Origin of the sequence: Pseudomonas sp. NFR09 (assembly GCF_900111535.1) — a bacterium.
Taxonomy (GTDB): domain Bacteria; phylum Pseudomonadota; class Gammaproteobacteria; order Pseudomonadales; family Pseudomonadaceae; genus Aquipseudomonas; species Aquipseudomonas extremorientalis.
Window position 1 is genome coordinate 99,895 of the sequence record NZ_FOIH01000011.1, and the last position, 15,654, is coordinate 115,548.

10 protein-coding genes and 1 pseudogene are annotated in these 15,654 nt (G+C 59.8%); 9 read left to right on the top strand and 2 right to left on the bottom strand.

What is annotated here, in order from left to right; translation table 11 throughout:
• The first annotated feature begins 165 nt into the window (after positions 1 to 165).
• On the top strand, positions 166 to 1,941 hold the full coding sequence (locus BMX59_RS23345) for an ABC transporter transmembrane domain-containing protein (RefSeq protein ID WP_175486702.1): 1,776 nt from the start codon (positions 166 to 168) through the stop codon (positions 1,939 to 1,941).
• Positions 1,942 to 2,004: 63 nt separating this feature from the next.
• A pseudogene (locus BMX59_RS23350) lies at positions 2,005 to 2,769 on the top strand (Fic family protein); the annotation flags it as partial.
• A gap of 88 nt (positions 2,770 to 2,857) precedes the next feature.
• Here the strand turns inward: BMX59_RS23350 and BMX59_RS23355 are convergent.
• On the bottom strand, positions 2,858 to 4,786 hold the full coding sequence (locus BMX59_RS23355; protein ID WP_071489003.1) for a transglycosylase SLT domain-containing protein: 1,929 nt from the start codon (positions 4,784 to 4,786) through the stop codon (positions 2,858 to 2,860).
• A 212-nt stretch (positions 4,787 to 4,998) separates the two neighbouring features.
• Here BMX59_RS23355 and BMX59_RS23360 point away from each other — a divergent pair, with 212 nt between their 5' ends.
• Positions 4,999 to 6,921, top strand: coding sequence for an ATP-binding cassette domain-containing protein (locus BMX59_RS23360; protein WP_092247366.1), 1,923 nt, complete (start codon positions 4,999 to 5,001; stop codon positions 6,919 to 6,921).
• A gap of 105 nt (positions 6,922 to 7,026) precedes the next feature.
• Here the strand turns inward: BMX59_RS23360 and BMX59_RS23365 are convergent, their stop codons facing one another.
• Positions 7,027 to 7,467 carry a universal stress protein gene (locus BMX59_RS23365; RefSeq protein ID WP_092247369.1) on the bottom strand — a complete coding sequence of 147 codons (441 nt, stop codon included), beginning with the start codon at positions 7,465 to 7,467 and terminating at the stop codon, positions 7,027 to 7,029.
• A 106-nt stretch (positions 7,468 to 7,573) separates the two neighbouring features.
• On the opposite strand from BMX59_RS23365, the gene BMX59_RS23370 reads away from it, so the two are divergent.
• The 6 genes from BMX59_RS23370 (at position 7,574) to BMX59_RS23395 (ending at position 15,592) form a co-directional block, all read left to right on the top strand.
• Entirely contained in the window at positions 7,574 to 8,011 is a 438-nt protein-coding gene (locus BMX59_RS23370; RefSeq protein ID WP_093126180.1) for a hypothetical protein, read from the top strand.
• Positions 8,012 to 8,459: 448 nt separating this feature from the next.
• Complete coding sequence (fadB, locus tag BMX59_RS23375) at positions 8,460 to 10,607, top strand: fatty acid oxidation complex subunit alpha FadB (RefSeq protein WP_034102543.1); 2,148 nt, start codon at positions 8,460 to 8,462, stop codon at positions 10,605 to 10,607.
• A 29-nt stretch (positions 10,608 to 10,636) separates the two neighbouring features.
• A complete protein-coding gene (gene fadA / locus BMX59_RS23380; protein WP_016975260.1) occupies positions 10,637 to 11,812 on the top strand; it encodes an acetyl-CoA C-acyltransferase FadA in 1,176 nt (391 codons plus the stop codon).
• 98 nt (positions 11,813 to 11,910) lie between these two features.
• The gene (locus BMX59_RS23385; RefSeq protein WP_092247372.1) at positions 11,911 to 12,147 is read left to right on the top strand and encodes a DUF1653 domain-containing protein; all 237 of its coding nucleotides are present in this window, start codon (positions 11,911 to 11,913) and stop codon (positions 12,145 to 12,147) included.
• A gap of 114 nt (positions 12,148 to 12,261) precedes the next feature.
• The gene (topA, locus tag BMX59_RS23390; protein ID WP_092247375.1) at positions 12,262 to 14,883 is read left to right on the top strand and encodes a type I DNA topoisomerase; all 2,622 of its coding nucleotides are present in this window, start codon (positions 12,262 to 12,264) and stop codon (positions 14,881 to 14,883) included.
• A gap of 187 nt (positions 14,884 to 15,070) precedes the next feature.
• Complete coding sequence (locus tag BMX59_RS23395) at positions 15,071 to 15,592, top strand: DUF6586 family protein (RefSeq protein ID WP_092247378.1); 522 nt, start codon at positions 15,071 to 15,073, stop codon at positions 15,590 to 15,592.
• Positions 15,593 to 15,654 lie beyond the last annotated feature (62 nt).

The window sequence follows — 15,654 nt, forward strand, 5'->3', positions numbered from 1 at the left end:
CAGGTCAGCGGTACGCACTCCCAGTCCACCAGAAACCGATACATATTTCCAGCCGGGGGTTAGACCGATAGCCTCTAGGGATCAGCATCGGCGGGCATAATTAACCTGACTCATTGCTATTCGCCCAAGTTCCCCCCATGTAGGTATACAGACTCCTTATCGGTGATGCCCTCCATGTTCTCAGTCCGCCAACGCCGTGCCATTCGCCTGGCCAGTCGCTTCATCGCGCCCTACCGCTGGCAGGCGCTTGGCGCCCTGTTGGCGCTGATCGTCACGGCTGGCATCACCTTGTCCATGGGGCAGGGCATCCGCCTGCTGGTGGACCAGGGGTTCATGACGCAGTCACCGCACCTGCTCAATCAGTCCATCGGGCTGTTCATGATCCTGGTGCTGGGCCTGGCGGTCGGCACCTTTGCGCGGTTCTACCTGGTGTCGTGGATCGGCGAACGGGTGGTCGCGGATATTCGCCGGCAGGTGTTCAACCACCTGATCTACCTGCATCCGGGCTTCTATGAGAACAACCGCAGTTCGGAAATCCAGTCGCGGCTGACCACTGATACCACGCTGCTGCAATCGGTGATCGGTTCCTCGCTGTCGTTGTTCCTGCGCAATGCCTTGATGGTCATCGGCGGTATCGTGCTGCTGTTTGTCACCAATCCCAAGCTCACCAGCATCGTGGTGGTGGCGCTGCCGCTGGTGCTGGCGCCGATCCTGATCTTCGGCCGCCGGGTGCGCAGTCTGTCGCGTCAGAGCCAGGACCGCATCGCCGATGTGGGCAGCTATGTGTCCGAGACCCTCGGCCAGATCAAGACCGTGCAGGCGTACAACCACCAGGTGCAGGACGAACAGCGCTTCGCCGTGACCGTGGAAGACGCCTTCACCACCGCACGCAAGCGCATCACCCAGCGGGCCTGGCTGATTACCCTGGTGATCATGCTGGTACTCGGTGCCGTGGGCGTGATGTTGTGGGTCGGCGGCATGGACGTGATCAGCGGGCGCATTTCCGGCGGTGAACTGGCGGCGTTTGTGTTCTACAGCCTGATCGTCGGCAGCGCGGTCGGCACCCTCAGCGAGGTGCTCGGCGAGCTGCAACGTGCCGCCGGTGCCGCCGAGCGCATTGGCGAGTTGCTGCAGTCGAGCAACGACATCCAGGCGCCGGTCGCCGGTACTGTCCGACTGCCGGCCCGGGTCAGCGGGCGCATGGAACTGCAGGACCTGCGCTTTTCCTACCCTTCACGGCCGGACAGCTACGCCATCGACGGCCTGAACCTGACCATCAATCCTGGTGAAACCCTGGCGTTGGTCGGCCCATCCGGTGCGGGCAAATCGACGATCTTCGACCTGCTGTTGCGCTTCTACGACCCCCAGCAAGGCCGCATCCTGATTGAAGGCCACCCGCTGACCGAACTCGACCCCATGGACCTGCGCCGCCACTTCGCCCTGGTGTCCCAGAGCCCGGCGCTGTTCTTTGGCAGCGTCGAAGAGAACATCCGCTACGGCCACCCGACGGCCACCCAGGAACAGGTCGAAGCGGCGGCGCGCATTGCCCACGCCCACGATTTCATCCTGCAAATGCCCGACGGCTACCAGACCCACCTGGGCGACGGCGGCATGGGCCTCTCCGGCGGTCAACGCCAGCGCCTGGCCATCGCCCGCGCCTTGCTGGTGGACGCACCGATCCTGCTGCTGGACGAAGCCACCAGCGCCCTCGATGCCCAGAGTGAACACCTGATCCAGCAAGCGCTGCCGCAACTGATGCAAGGGCGCACCACCCTCGTGATCGCCCATCGACTGGCCACGGTGAAGAACGCCGACCGCATTGCCGTGATGGACCAGGGCAAGCTGGTGGCCGTGGGGACGCATCAGCAGTTGATTGCGAGCAATGCGTTGTATGCAAGGTTGGCGGCGTTGCAGTTCAATGATGGGGTGGAAATTGATTGAAGCTGCGCAATGCGGCGCCCTTGAGGCATCATGTGTTTTTTCGTGATTGAGCTGGATGAGGACATGAGCCGTTATCAACCTCCGTTGACCCTGACTACAAAGATGCTCACCCTGGTAGCCGATATCAGTGAGCAGATAGGTCAACTTTCAGTCGGTGATGATAATCGCCAGACGCCTCAGCTCAGGCGTGGCAATCGCATTCGCACCATCCAGGCCTCATTGGCTATCGAGAACAATACTCTCAGCGTCGAGCAAGTGACTGCCGTTCTGGAAGGTAAACGAGTGTTGGGCCTGCCTCGGGAAATCCAGGAAGTGCGTAATGCATTTGCCACTTACGAGGCTATGACGCAGTGGAGTCCGAGCGATCGAGTTGACTTGCTCAAGGCGCATGAATTGCTGATGTTTGGATTGATCGATGATGCGGGTCGATTCCGGCAGTCAGGAGTCGGCATCTATCGTGGTGAGCAATTGGTTCATATGGCACCGCCCGCCAGCCGTGTCACACATCTTGTGGACGATTTGCTGCAATGGCTGGCTGTTTCCAATTGGCACCCGTTGATCGCCAGTTGCGTATTTCATTATGAATTCGAGTTTATCCATCCATTTGCCGACGGAAATGGGCGGATGGGACGACTCTGGCAAACGTTGATTCTTAGCCAGTGGCGTCCTGTATTGGCTTACCTGCCGGTGGAAGCTGTGATTCGGGAACAACAGGATGCTTACTACGCCGCGCTGTCGGCAGCCGACCAGCAAGCGGAAGCGACCCCGTTCGTTGAGTTCATGCTGCAGGCGTTGAACCTGGCTTTAGCCGAAGCTGCGCAAAGTGAACGTCCTGGCGCCCCATAAAAAATGCCCGCATCTCTCAATGCGGGCATTTCTATCGAAACTTCAATCTTACCGCTTGAAGCTTCTCCTGTTACTGATCATCAAAGTACCGCTCATGCCAATCCACCAGCGGTTGCGGTGAGTTGAGCTTCTGCCCGTAGATCACCGAATAAGACAGCACGTTCTGCACATACTGACGGGTTTCGTCGAACGGGATGCTCTCCACCCACACATCGAAACTCAGGTGATCGGCGCCGCGCAGCCACTGGCGTACGCGACCCGGTCCGGCGTTGTAGGCGGCGGAGGCGAGCACGCGGTTGCCGTTGAACTGGCTGTGCACCTGGCTCAGATAGGCGGCGCCGAGCTGGATGTTTTTATCCGGGTCCAGCACCTGGGCCGGGGAGGCCAGGGGGATGCTGAACTTGCGTGCGGTTTCCTTGGCGGTGCCGGGCATCAGTTGCATCAGGCCGCTGGCGCCGACGCCGGAGCGGGCGTCGTCCATGAAGGCGCTTTCCTGGCGAGTGATTGCGAACACCCAGCTGGAATGCAGGCCGCGCACCTTGGCTTCACGCACCAGGGTATCGCGGTGGGCCATCGGGAAGCGGATGTCCAGGTCGTCCCAGTACTGCGCCTGGCTGATGGTGCGGATGGCCGGGAAGTACCACTTCATGTCATAGGCCAGCTTGGCCTGGGCGACCATTTCGTCACGGTTGAAGTGACGGCTGACGTGGTACCACTCACGGCGGCCATCCACCACCTGGCCACGCGCATAGAATTCCAGTGCACGGCGCACGCCAGGGGTATTGCGTACCTTGTTGACCAGCGCCTGGCTCATCAGCAACGGTTTGTTCTTCAACTGGTACGGCGCCTTGGAGCGATCAGCGGCCAGGAACCCATAGAAGTCACGCTCCTGCGCCAGGTGCTTGTACAGGACCAGCGCTTGCGGGTTCTTCGGCTCGGCCAGTTCCAGGCTGCGGGCCTGCCAGTAGCGCCAGCGGTTGGTGGTAGCCAGGTCTTGTGGCAGTTTGCGGGTCAACTGGTAGGCGTCTTCCCAGCGGGCCAGGCGCAGCAGCAGGCGCAGGCGCCACTCGGACACAGTGTTGTCGCGCAACTCGGGATCGTACTTGGTCATCACCTCCAGGGCGCGCGGGTCATAGCGCTTGGCCAGGGTGAGACCGATTTCCCGGGCGATCGACACTTTTTCGTCACGGGAGAAGTGCATGCTGCTGGCGTAGCCATCGAGCAGGGCCATGGCCTTGTCCGGATCCTGGCGTGCCAGGCGACGCAGGCCCAGGCCCACGGCGTCAGACATGGCCTCGGTGGCCGGCAGGAAGCGCGATGGGTCACTGAGCATGTCGGGCTTTTGCGCCACGTCCACCATCAGGCGGCCTTGAGGGCCCAGCGTGCGCAGGGTTTTTACCAGGCTGTTGGCCAGCGCGTAGTTGCGTGCTTCGGCGGCGAGTTTGGCGCGGTCCCAGATCTTCTGTTCGGTGAGTTGGCCGTCAGCCGCCCATTGGCCAAAGGTGACATCGCAGGCAGCCGGTTGAGACTTGCCGGTCATCCAGAGTTTTTCGGCGGTCTTGTAGCCTTCGGCCTTCAGATTATGGGTGAGCTGGTACTGGCCGTGCAGGCAGTCCAGTTCGACGAAATTGAGCTTGGAGTCGTAGTACTTTTCAAAGGTCTGCCAGTCGCCGCGCTCGGCCAACCAGCGCAACCAGCGCAGTTTCATCCAGTTGGCCTGGGGCAGGTCGCCGTTTTTGGCGAGGAATTGCTCGATTTCCTGGTTGCTCGCGGTTTTCAGGCGAGCGGTCAGTTCGTCGTAGGCCAGGTAGGGCGTCAGCGGGTAGTCGGCCAAGGCCTGGCTGTATTGCATGTACGGGCCGGTATCGCCCTTGGCCAGGGCGCGTTTGGCTTCATCGTAATATTGACGTTGGGTGGTGAGGTCCACGGCCTGGGCGGATTGGACGGCGGTGGCGGAAAGAAGCAGACAAGATAAAAAGTTGAAAAGGCGACTGCGCATGAGACGTCCGTGCAGAGGAATCTGGACAAGTGCCGGCGCTGCCGACACTGATTGCCCCTAGCTTAGCCTTTTGCCTGACGCCGATGAAAGCTTTGACCGCCGCTTCGTTCAAGTTCCTCGGAAATGTCTCTCAGAGTATGTCGACTGAGAAAATCCCGGCCGCCTCAGCCCCTAACTCAGGTAGAATGCGCGCCCAGTTTTTGGAGAAGCGTATGACCCTGCTCAAATTCAGCGATGTGTCCCTTGCTTTCGGCGCCATGCCGTTGTTGGACAAGGTGTCCTGGCAGATCGCCCGTGGTGAGCGGGTGTGCATCATCGGCCGCAACGGCACCGGCAAATCCAGCATGATGAAGCTGGTCAAGGGCGATCAGAAGCCCGATGACGGCTCCGTATGGCGCGCGCCGGGCCTCAAGATCGGCGAATTGCCGCAAGAATTGCCGGTGGCCGACGGACGGACAGTGTTCGACGTGGTTGCCGAAGGCCTCGACGGCGTTGGCGCACTGCTCGCCGAATACCATCACCTGGCACAGAACTGTGTCACCGAAGATGACCTGAACAAGCTGATGCACGTCCAGCAAGACCTGGAAGCTCGTGATGGCTGGCGCTTGCAGCAGTTGGTCGACAGTACCCTGAGTCGCCTGCAACTGCCGGCGGACAAGACCCTCGCCGAGTTGTCCGGCGGCTGGCGTCGTCGCGTATTGCTGGCCCAGGCGTTGGTGTCCGAGCCGGACCTGCTGCTGCTCGACGAACCGACCAACCACTTGGACATCGGCGCGATTGCCTGGCTGGAAGAAGCCCTCAAGGAATTCCAGGGCGCCGTGCTGTTCATCACGCACGACCGTTCCTTCCTGCAGAACCTGGCAACGCGCATCCTGGAACTGGACCGTGGCGGCCTGATCGACTGGAACGGCGACTACGCCAGCTTCCTGGTGCACAAGGAAGCCGCGCTGGCCGCCGAAGAAACCGCCAACGCGCTGTTCGACAAGAAACTGGCCCAGGAAGAAGTCTGGATCCGCCAGGGCATCAAGGCCCGCCGCACCCGTAACGAAGGCCGCGTACGCGCCCTTAAAGCCCTGCGTGTCGAGCGCAGCGAGCGTCGCGAGCGTACCGGCAAGGCCAATATCCAACTGGACACCGCCGACAAGTCGGGCAAGCAGGTGATGGTGCTTGAGAACGTCAGCTTCCATCACCCGGACGGCCCGTTCCTGATCAAGGACTTCTCCATGGTCCTGCAGCGCGGTGACCGTATCGGCCTGCTGGGCGCCAACGGCACCGGCAAGACCACCTTGCTCAAGCTGATGCTCAACGGCCTGCAGCCGACCAGCGGTAAAGTGGAGGAGGGCACGCGGATCGACGTGGCCTACTTCGACCAGTTGCGCCATCAGTTGGACCTGGAAAAAACCGTGATCGACAACGTCGCCGAAGGCCGCGACTTTATCGATATCGACGGCCAGAGCCGTCACGTGCTCAGCTACCTGGGCGACTTCCTGTTCAGCCCGCAGCGTGCGCGTACCCCGGTGAAAGCCTTGTCCGGTGGTGAGCGTGCGCGCCTGCTGCTGGCCAAGCTGTTCAGCAAGCCGGCCAACCTGCTGGTCCTCGACGAACCGACCAACGACCTCGACGTGGAAACCCTCGAACTGTTGGAAGAAGTGCTGCTGACCTTCAACGGCACCGTGCTGATGGTGAGCCACGACCGGGCATTCCTCGACAACGTGGTTACCAGCACCCTGGTCTTCGAAGGTGAGGGCAAGGTGCGTGAATACGTCGGTGGTTACCAGGACTGGCTGCGCCAGGGCGGTTCCCCGCGATTGCTGGGCGTGACCGAGAGCAAGTCCGGCAAAGCCGACTTGAACTCCGCCGTCGTGACCCCGGTGGTCGCTGCTGCTGCACCGGCCCAGGACGCTGCGCCGGCGACCAGGAAGAAACTCAGCTACAAGCTGCAGCGTGAGCTGGAAGCCTTGCCGGGTGATATCGATGCCAAGGAACAGCAGATTGCCGCGGTAGAAGCGCAAATGGCTGACGCGGGGTTCTACCTGCGTCCGGCGGCGGAAACCGCCGAGGTCATCGCTTCCCTGGAGAAACTGAACCAGGAGCTGGAAGTGTTGGTCGAGCGTTGGGCTGAGTTGGATGCCTGATTGATCCAAATGCATTGAAAAACCCGGTGTTCATTTGGATGAACACCGGGTTTTTCATATGAAATGCGATTCAAAATGTGGCAGGGGGCAAACCCCCTGTTGGTCTTACGAGCTTTTGAGCAGCTTCACCGCCAGCACATCGCATGGCGCACCATGCAGTACATCGTTGGCCGTGGAGCCTAGCAGCAATGCGAGCCCATGACGGCCATGGCTGCCGACCACGATCAGATCACAACCTTTTTCCTTGGCCAGGTGGTGGATTTCCTGGCGCGGTTGGCCGTAGGTCAGGTGGCAGTCTTCCTTTTTCAGGTGCGGGTACTTGAGAATCAAGCGGTCCAGACGCTCCTTGGCCTGGTCGAATTGTTGTTGCTGCAACTGGGAAAGGTCCATCGGAACGTCACCGCCAAAGGCCATGGCCATGGGCTCGACGATATGCACCAGCGACAGCACCGCACCATTGGCCAATGCAGATTCCTGCGCGCGCTTGATCACTGGATCGCACTCTTCGGTCAGATCGACAGCGACCAGAATATGTTGGTAGGGCATGAGGCGTTCCTCCAGGGGGACTGCAATAGATTCAGTATGGCTGCTTTCAAGCGGATGGGGTTGCGTCAGATCAAATCCGCTCATCTGTAAATTCGGGAGTACACATATGACGGTCTGGATAGTGGTGTCAATCTTTGTGGTGCTGCTGAGCCCCCTGGCATGGTTGCGCCCGTCGCGCCACCAGAGCGGGCGCATGGCCCTGCGCATGGAGGCGCGCCGTATCGGCCTGGCCATGCAATTGGCGCCCCAGGAGTGGCCGCACTGGCTCAAGCAGGAGCCGCCGAGCCCTTGCGCGCAGTACTGTCGGCCACGACGCGGCAGCACGCCGGCGATATGGTGTTATTGGCAGTTGGATCCAGGTGTGTGGGTCAATCAATGGCGCGAAGTGTGCGTCGATGAAAAGTTGTTGCCGCATTTTGCGACGCTGCCGGCCAACGTCTACAAGGTCGAGGCAGACAAGCAGATGATCGCCTTGTATTGGGGCGAGAAGGGCGAGGCGAGCGTGTTGAAGGATATCGATGCGCTGCTCAAGGCGTTGGCCTGAATCGCAGGCAATAAAAAGCCCGACAGTCATCATCGGGCTGGAGTTGGCCAGGCAGGCCGGTAAATCGTTGGTTGCGGCTAGCCTAGCCGCATATCCCAGTCTGTACAGCCTTTTCCCACATCTTTTCTATTATTGATTTCGTGAATATATAAATATTGATAATGCGCGCGCGTGGGCGCGAGGTTCTGAACTGACTGGAAAGTCGCGTTTTTCCTAGCCTTTGGAGCGATTGACAATTGCCCGGAATTGGATGAAGGTGGCGTACCCAAATCAAACGGGCGTATGAATTGAGCGTTTGTCTGTCAGACGACTCATACAGAATCCCGACTATCGCATTGGCGGGTGTGCCTGGCGGATTGGCGTGAACATTGACGATTTCATCAATGTCTAACCCATAGGCCAGCGTCCAATGTGTACTGTTCAGCTTCCATATCGTGGAGATCAGTTGATGATTTACGAAGGTAAAGCCATCACGGTTAAGGCTCTTGAAAGTGGCATCGTCGAACTGAAATTCGACCTCAAGGGTGAGTCCGTCAACAAGTTCAACCGTCTAACCCTGAATGAATTGCGTCAGGCCGTAGACACCATCAAAGCAGATGCTTCGGTCAAGGGCGTGATCGTTTCCAGCGGCAAGGACGTGTTCATCGTCGGCGCTGATATCACCGAATTCGTCGACAACTTCAAGCTGCCCGATGCCGAGCTGGTGGCTGGCAACCTCGAAGCCAACAAGATTTTCAGCGATTTCGAAGACCTCAACGTACCGACCGTCGCTGCCATCAACGGCATCGCGTTGGGCGGCGGCCTGGAAATGTGCCTGGCGGCAGACTTCCGCGTCATGTCCGCCACCGCCAAGATCGGCCTGCCCGAAGTCAAGCTGGGCATCTACCCAGGTTTTGGCGGCACCGTACGTTTGCCGCGCCTGATCGGTGCCGACAATGCCATCGAGTGGATCGCCGCCGGTAAGGAAAACAAGGCTGAAGACGCCCTGAAAGTCGGTGCCGTCGACGCAGTTGTCGCTCCGGACAAGCTGGCCGAAGCCGCACTGAACCTGATCAAGGGCGCCATCAGCGGCGAGTTTGACTACAAGGCCAAGCGTCAGCCGAAACTGGAAAAACTCAAGCTCAACGCCATCGAACAGATGATGTCGTTCGAAACCGCCAAGGGTTTCGTGGCTGGCCAGGCCGGCCCGAACTACCCAGCGCCGGTTGAAGCGATCAAGACCATCCAGAAAGCCGCGAACTTCGGGCGCGACAAGGCCCTGGAAGTGGAAGCGGCGGGCTTCGTCAAACTGGCGAAGACCTCGGCGGCCCAGAGCCTGATCGGCCTGTTCCTGAACGATCAGGAACTGAAGAAAAAGGCCAAGGCCTACGACGAAATTGCTCGCGACGTGAAACAGGCTGCCGTACTCGGCGCCGGTATCATGGGCGGCGGTATCGCCTATCAGTCGGCGTCCAAAGGCACGCCGATCCTGATGAAAGACATCAACGAGCACGGCATCGAACAAGGTCTGGCGGAAGCCGCCAAGCTGCTGGTCGGTCGTGTGGACAAAGGTCGCATGACCGCAGCGAAGATGGCTGAAGTGCTCAACGGCATTCGTCCTACGCTGTCCTACGGTGATTTCGGCCATGTCGACCTGGTGGTCGAAGCGGTTGTCGAGAACCCGAAGGTCAAGCAAGCCGTACTGGCTGAAGTGGAAGCCCAGGTCAAAGACGACACTATCCTGGCGTCCAACACTTCGACCATTTCCATCTCGCTGCTGGCCAAGGCCCTCAAGCGTCCGGAAAACTTCGTCGGCATGCACTTCTTCAACCCGGTGCACATGATGCCGCTGGTGGAAGTGATCCGTGGCGAGAAGTCCAGCGAGCTGGCCGTGGCCACTACCGTTGCCTACGCCAAGAAAATGGGCAAGAACCCGATCGTAGTCAATGACTGCCCGGGCTTCCTGGTCAACCGCGTGCTGTTCCCGTACTTCGGTGGTTTCGCCAAGTTGGTCAGCGCTGGCGTGGACTTCGTGCGCATCGACAAGGTCATGGAAAAATTCGGCTGGCCGATGGGCCCGGCGTACCTGATGGACGTGGTCGGCATCGACACCGGCCACCACGGCCGCGACGTGATGGCTGAAGGCTTCCCGGACCGCATGAAAGACGACCGCCGCTCGGCGATCGACGCGCTGTACGAGGCCAAGCGCCTGGGCCAGAAGAACGGCAAGGGCTTCTACGCCTACGAGGCGGACAAGAAGGGCAAGCAGAAGAAAGTGGCCGACCCGTCCGTGCACGAAGTGCTGGCACCGGTCATCTACGAGCAGCGTGAGGTGTCCGACGAAGACATCATCAACTGGATGATGATCGCCCTGTGCCTGGAAACCGTGCGTTGCCTGGAAGACGGTATCGTAGAAACCGCCGCCGAAGCCGATATGGGCCTGGTGTACGGTATTGGTTTCCCTCCATTCCGTGGTGGTGCACTGCGCTACATCGATTCCATCGGTGTGGCCGAGTTCGTTGCCCTGGCTGACAAATACGCTGATCTGGGCCCGCTGTACCACCCGACCGCGAAGCTGCGTGAAATGGCCAAGAACGGCCAGAGCTTCTTCGGTTAAGCGCCCAGACGACTAGAGCGAGAATATTTATGAGCTTGAATCCAAGAGACGTGGTGATTGTCGACTTCGGTCGCACACCGATGGGCCGCTCCAAGGGCGGCATGCACCGCAACACCCGTGCCGAAGACATGTCGGCGCACCTGATCAGCAAATTGCTGGAACGCAACGTCAAGGTCGACCCGAACGAAGTCGAGGACGTGATCTGGGGCTGCGTCAACCAGACCCTGGAGCAGGGCTGGAACATCGCGCGCATGGCGTCGTTGATGACCCAGATCCCGCATACTGCTGCCGGCCAGACCGTCAGCCGCCTGTGCGGTTCGTCGATGAGCGCGCTGCACACCGCCGCCCAGGCGATCATGACCGGCAACGGTGATGTGTTCGTAGTCGGTGGCGTGGAGCACATGGGCCACGTCAGCATGATGCACGGCGTCGACCCTAACCCGCACATGTCGCTGTACGCGGCAAAAGCCTCGGGCATGATGGGCCTGACCGCGGAAATGCTCGGCAAAATGCACGGCATTACCCGCGAAGCCCAAGACGCGTTCGGCCTGCGCTCCCACCAGTTGGCCCACAAGGCGACCGTGGAAGGCAAGTTCAAGGATGAAATCATCCCGATGAACGGCTACGACGAGAACGGTTTCCTCAAACTGTTCGACTACGACGAAACCATTCGTCCGGACACCACCCTGGAAAGCCTGGCGGCGCTCAAGCCGGCCTTCAATCCAAAGGGCGGCACCGTGACAGCCGGTACCTCGTCGCAAATCACTGACGGTGCCTCATGCATGATCGTGATGTCGGCGCAGCGTGCCCAGGACCTGGGTATCCAGCCGCTGGCCGTGATCCGTTCGATGGCGGTGGCGGGTGTGGACCCGGCAATCATGGGCTATGGTCCAGTACCGGCCACACAAAAAGCCTTGAAGCGCGCGGGCCTGACCATCAACGACATCGACTTCTTCGAGCTCAACGAAGCTTTCGCTGCACAGGCCCTGCCGGTGCTGAAAGATTTGAAAGTACTCGACAAGATGAATGAGAAGGTTAACCTGCACGGCGGCGCGATTGCCCTGGGCCACCCATTCGGTTGCTCCGGTGCGCGGATTTCTGGCACTTTGCTTAACGTGATGAAGCAAAATGGCGGCAACCTCGGGGTTGCAACCATGTGCATTGGTCTCGGCCAAGGCATTTCCACCGTCTTCGAACGCGTCTAAGCGTTGGGGTGACGGAAGCCGGGGCCCAGTGCCCCGGTTTTTTGTTTTTTGGAATTTTTAATATTTTTTTTCAACAAATTTTGTAAGAGGGCCAGAGCATGAAAGTCGAACCAGGGCTCTATCAACATTATAAAGGTCCGCAGTACCGTGTTTTCAGTGTGGCGCGCCACTCCGAGACCGCAGAAGAAGTCGTGTTCTATCAAGCTCTGTATGGCGATTACGGCTTTTGGGTGCGCCCGTTGAGCATGTTCCTGGAGACCGTCGAAGTTGACGGCGAGCAGGTCCCGCGCTTTGCTTTGGTCCAGGCCGAACCCAGTCTTTTTTCAGGGCAATAACGGCAGGTCGCGCAGACTGCTGCGCTTGACCTCACCTTGTTGCCACTATATATAGCGTTGCCGCGACAGGCGCCAACTGCCTTTCACTTCTCGAATTCAGGAATTTTCCGATCCATGGGCAAATCGCTGGTCATTGTGGAATCCCCGGCTAAGGCCAAGACCATCAACAAGTACTTGGGCAACGAGTACGTGGTGAAGTCGAGTATCGGCCATATCCGAGACCTGCCCACCAGCGGTTCGGCTAGCGCCAGCAAGGAGCCAGCCGCCAAGCGCGGCAAGGCGGCTGCGGGCGAAGGTCCGGTGCTCACCCCTAAAGAGAAAGCGCGCAAGCAGCTGGTCTCGCGTATGGGGGTGGACCCGGAACATGGCTGGAAGGCCAAGTACGAAATCCTTCCCGGCAAGGAAAAGGTCATCGAAGAGCTGCGCCGGCTCGCCAAGGATGCTGACACCATCTATCTCGCGACGGACTTGGACCGCGAAGGGGAAGCCATTGCCTGGCACCTGCGGGAAGCCATCGGCGGTGATGACAGCCGCTACAAGCGCGTGGTGTTCAACGAAATCACCAAGAAAGCTATCCAGGAAGCCTTCTCCAAGCCGGGCGAGCTGGACATCGACCGGGTCAACGCCCAGCAGGCGCGCCGCTTCCTCGACCGCGTGGTGGGTTACATGGTCTCGCCGCTGTTGTGGGCGAAGATCGCCCGTGGCCTGTCTGCCGGTCGTGTGCAATCGGTTGCGGTGAAGCTGGTGGTGGAGCGTGAGCGCGAGATCCGTGCGTTCATCCCTGAAGAGTACTGGGAAGTCCACGCTGACCTCGGCACTGCCAAGGGCGCCAACGTGCGCTTTGAAGTGGCCCGTGAGAAAGGCGAGGCCTTCAAACCGCTGAACGAAGCCCAGGCCATGGCTGCGCTGGAAAAGCTCAAGGCGTCCAGCTACAGCATCGTCAAGCGCGAAGACAAACCGACCAGCAGCAAGCCGTCGGCGCCGTTCATCACCTCCACCCTGCAACAGGCCGCGAGCAACCGCCTGGGCTTCGGTGTGAAGAAGACCATGATGATGGCCCAGCGCTTGTACGAAGCCGGCTACATCACGTATATGCGTACCGACTCCACCAACCTGTCGGTGGACGCGGTCGCCATGGCGCGTACCTATATTGAAAGCGAATTCGGCAAAAAGTACCTGCCGGAGAAGCCGAACGTCTACAGCAGCAAGGAAGGCGCACAGGAGGCTCACGAAGCGATTCGTCCTTCCGACGCCAACACCACGCCCGCCAAGCTGAGCGGCATGGAGCGCGACGCCGAGCGCCTCTACGAGCTGATCTGGCGCCAGTTCCTGGCCTGCCAGATGCTGCCGGCGCAATACCTGTCCACCACCGTGAGTGTGGGCGCTGGCGACTTCGAGCTGCGTGCCAAGGGCCGTATCCTCAAGTTCGACGGCTATACCCGTGTGATGCCGCAGATCGCCAAGCCGGGCGATGATGACGTGCTGCCGGACATGGCCCAGGGCGATACGCTGAAGCTGATCAAGCTCGACCCGTCCCAGCACTTTACCAAGCCGCCGGCGCGCTACTCCGAGGCCAGCCTGGTCAAAGAGATGGAAAAACGCGGCATCGGTCGTCCTTCGACCTACGCGGCGATCATCTCCACCATCCAGGACCGCGGCTACGTGGCGCTGCACAACCGTCGTTTCTATTCGGAAAAGATGGGCGACATCGTCACCGAGCGTCTGTCCGAGAGCTTCTCCAACCTGATGGACTACGGCTTCACCGCCGGGATGGAAGAGAACCTCGATGACGTGGCCCAGGGCGAGCGTGACTGGAAAAACGTGCTGGACGAGTTCTACGGCGACTTCAAGAAGAAACTCGAAGTGGCCGAAAGCCCTGAAAGTGGCATGCGTGCCAACCAGCCGGTGATGACCGACATTCCGTGCCAGACTTGTGGTCGGCCGATGCAGATTCGTACTGCGTCCACTGGCGTGTTCCTCGGTTGCTCGGGCTACAGCCTGCCGCCGAAAGAGCGCTGCAAGGCCACCGTCAACCTGGTGCCGGGCGACGAAATTGCGGCCGATGACGAGGGCGAGTCCGAGTCGTTGGTACTGCGTGGCAAGCACCGTTGCCCGATCTGCAGTACGGCGATGGACGCCTACCTGCTTGACGAGAAACACAAGCTGCACATCTGCGGTAACAACCCGGATTGCAACGGCTACGAGATCGAAGAGGGCACCTATCGCATCAAGGGCTATGAAGGTCCGAGCCTGGAATGTGACAAGTGCGGCAGCGAGATGCAGCTCAAGACCGGCCGTTTCGGCAAGTTCTTCGGCTGTACCAATCCGACCTGCAAGAACACCCGCAAGCTGCTGAAAAGCGGTGATGCGGCGCCGCCGAAGATGGACCCGGTGAAGATGCCGGAGCTCAAGTGCGAGAAGGTCAACGACACCTACATCCTGCGTGACGGTGCTTCGGGGTTGTTCCTGGCCGCCAGTCAGTTCCCTAAGAACCGCGAGACCCGTGCGCCGCTAGTGCTGGAAATCGTGCCGCACAAGGACGAGATCGATCCGAAGTACCACTTCCTGTGCGAAGCGCCGAAGAAGGACCCGGATGGTCGCCCAGCCGTGATCCGCTACAGCCGCAAGACCAAGGAGCAGTACGTGCAGTCCGAAGTGGACGGCAAGCCGACTGGCTGGAAAGCGTTCTATGACGGCGGCAAGTGGAAGGTCGAGGATAAACGCCAGGGCGCTTGATCCGGCGGATGCGCTGAAGACCCAAATGAGGGTGGGGGCTTGCCCCCTTCCTCATTTGGGTCTGTTTGGTTCTGAAAGTCGACTTTTGACCCGCATAAGCGGCGGTTTATTGCACTTGCAGTAGGCTCGGCTGATCCGTGACACTGTTCAGCCAGCATCACGTTTATTCGTTGTGGAGATTGCCGTCATGGCCTACGAACTCTATACCCGTACCAATCAGAAAATTTACTTCGCGGGTTTGTCCCTGGAAGCCCTTGGCCGTGCCGAGGAAGGGAAAGAGATGAATGCCATTGCGCTGGTCCAGGCGGGGCGTGAAGCGGCGTTGTTCCACCTGTATGGCGCCTTGCTGGGCCTGTGTCATGAAATCGCCGGGTTTTACCGCCTGCCCCAGGCCGGTTCGCCCCGTGCGGAAATGATCATGAATCGCGAAGTGCTGGACACCATGGCGATTCCTGAGCTGGCTGAGCTGGTGGAAATGGCGCAAAGCCCCGACAGTTGGATCGCACGCTTGCTCAAGGCGCATGCCGATATGTTCCAGCCGCCGCGCATTCCCCATGTGCCCAAGGGGGATGTGACCCAGCCGCTGATCGTGGCGGTTGCAGTGGAAGAGGAAGAGCCCAAGCCGTTGAGCCGGGAAGAGCTGGAAGGCTGGCGCCAGGAATTGAAAAAGATGGCGCTGCGCTTTCGTGAAGGCCTTAATGAATGTTGATCATCCTGTAGGAATTGGGCGGCGACCATTCATCAAGCTGTCAAGAAACCTGTTCAGATCCT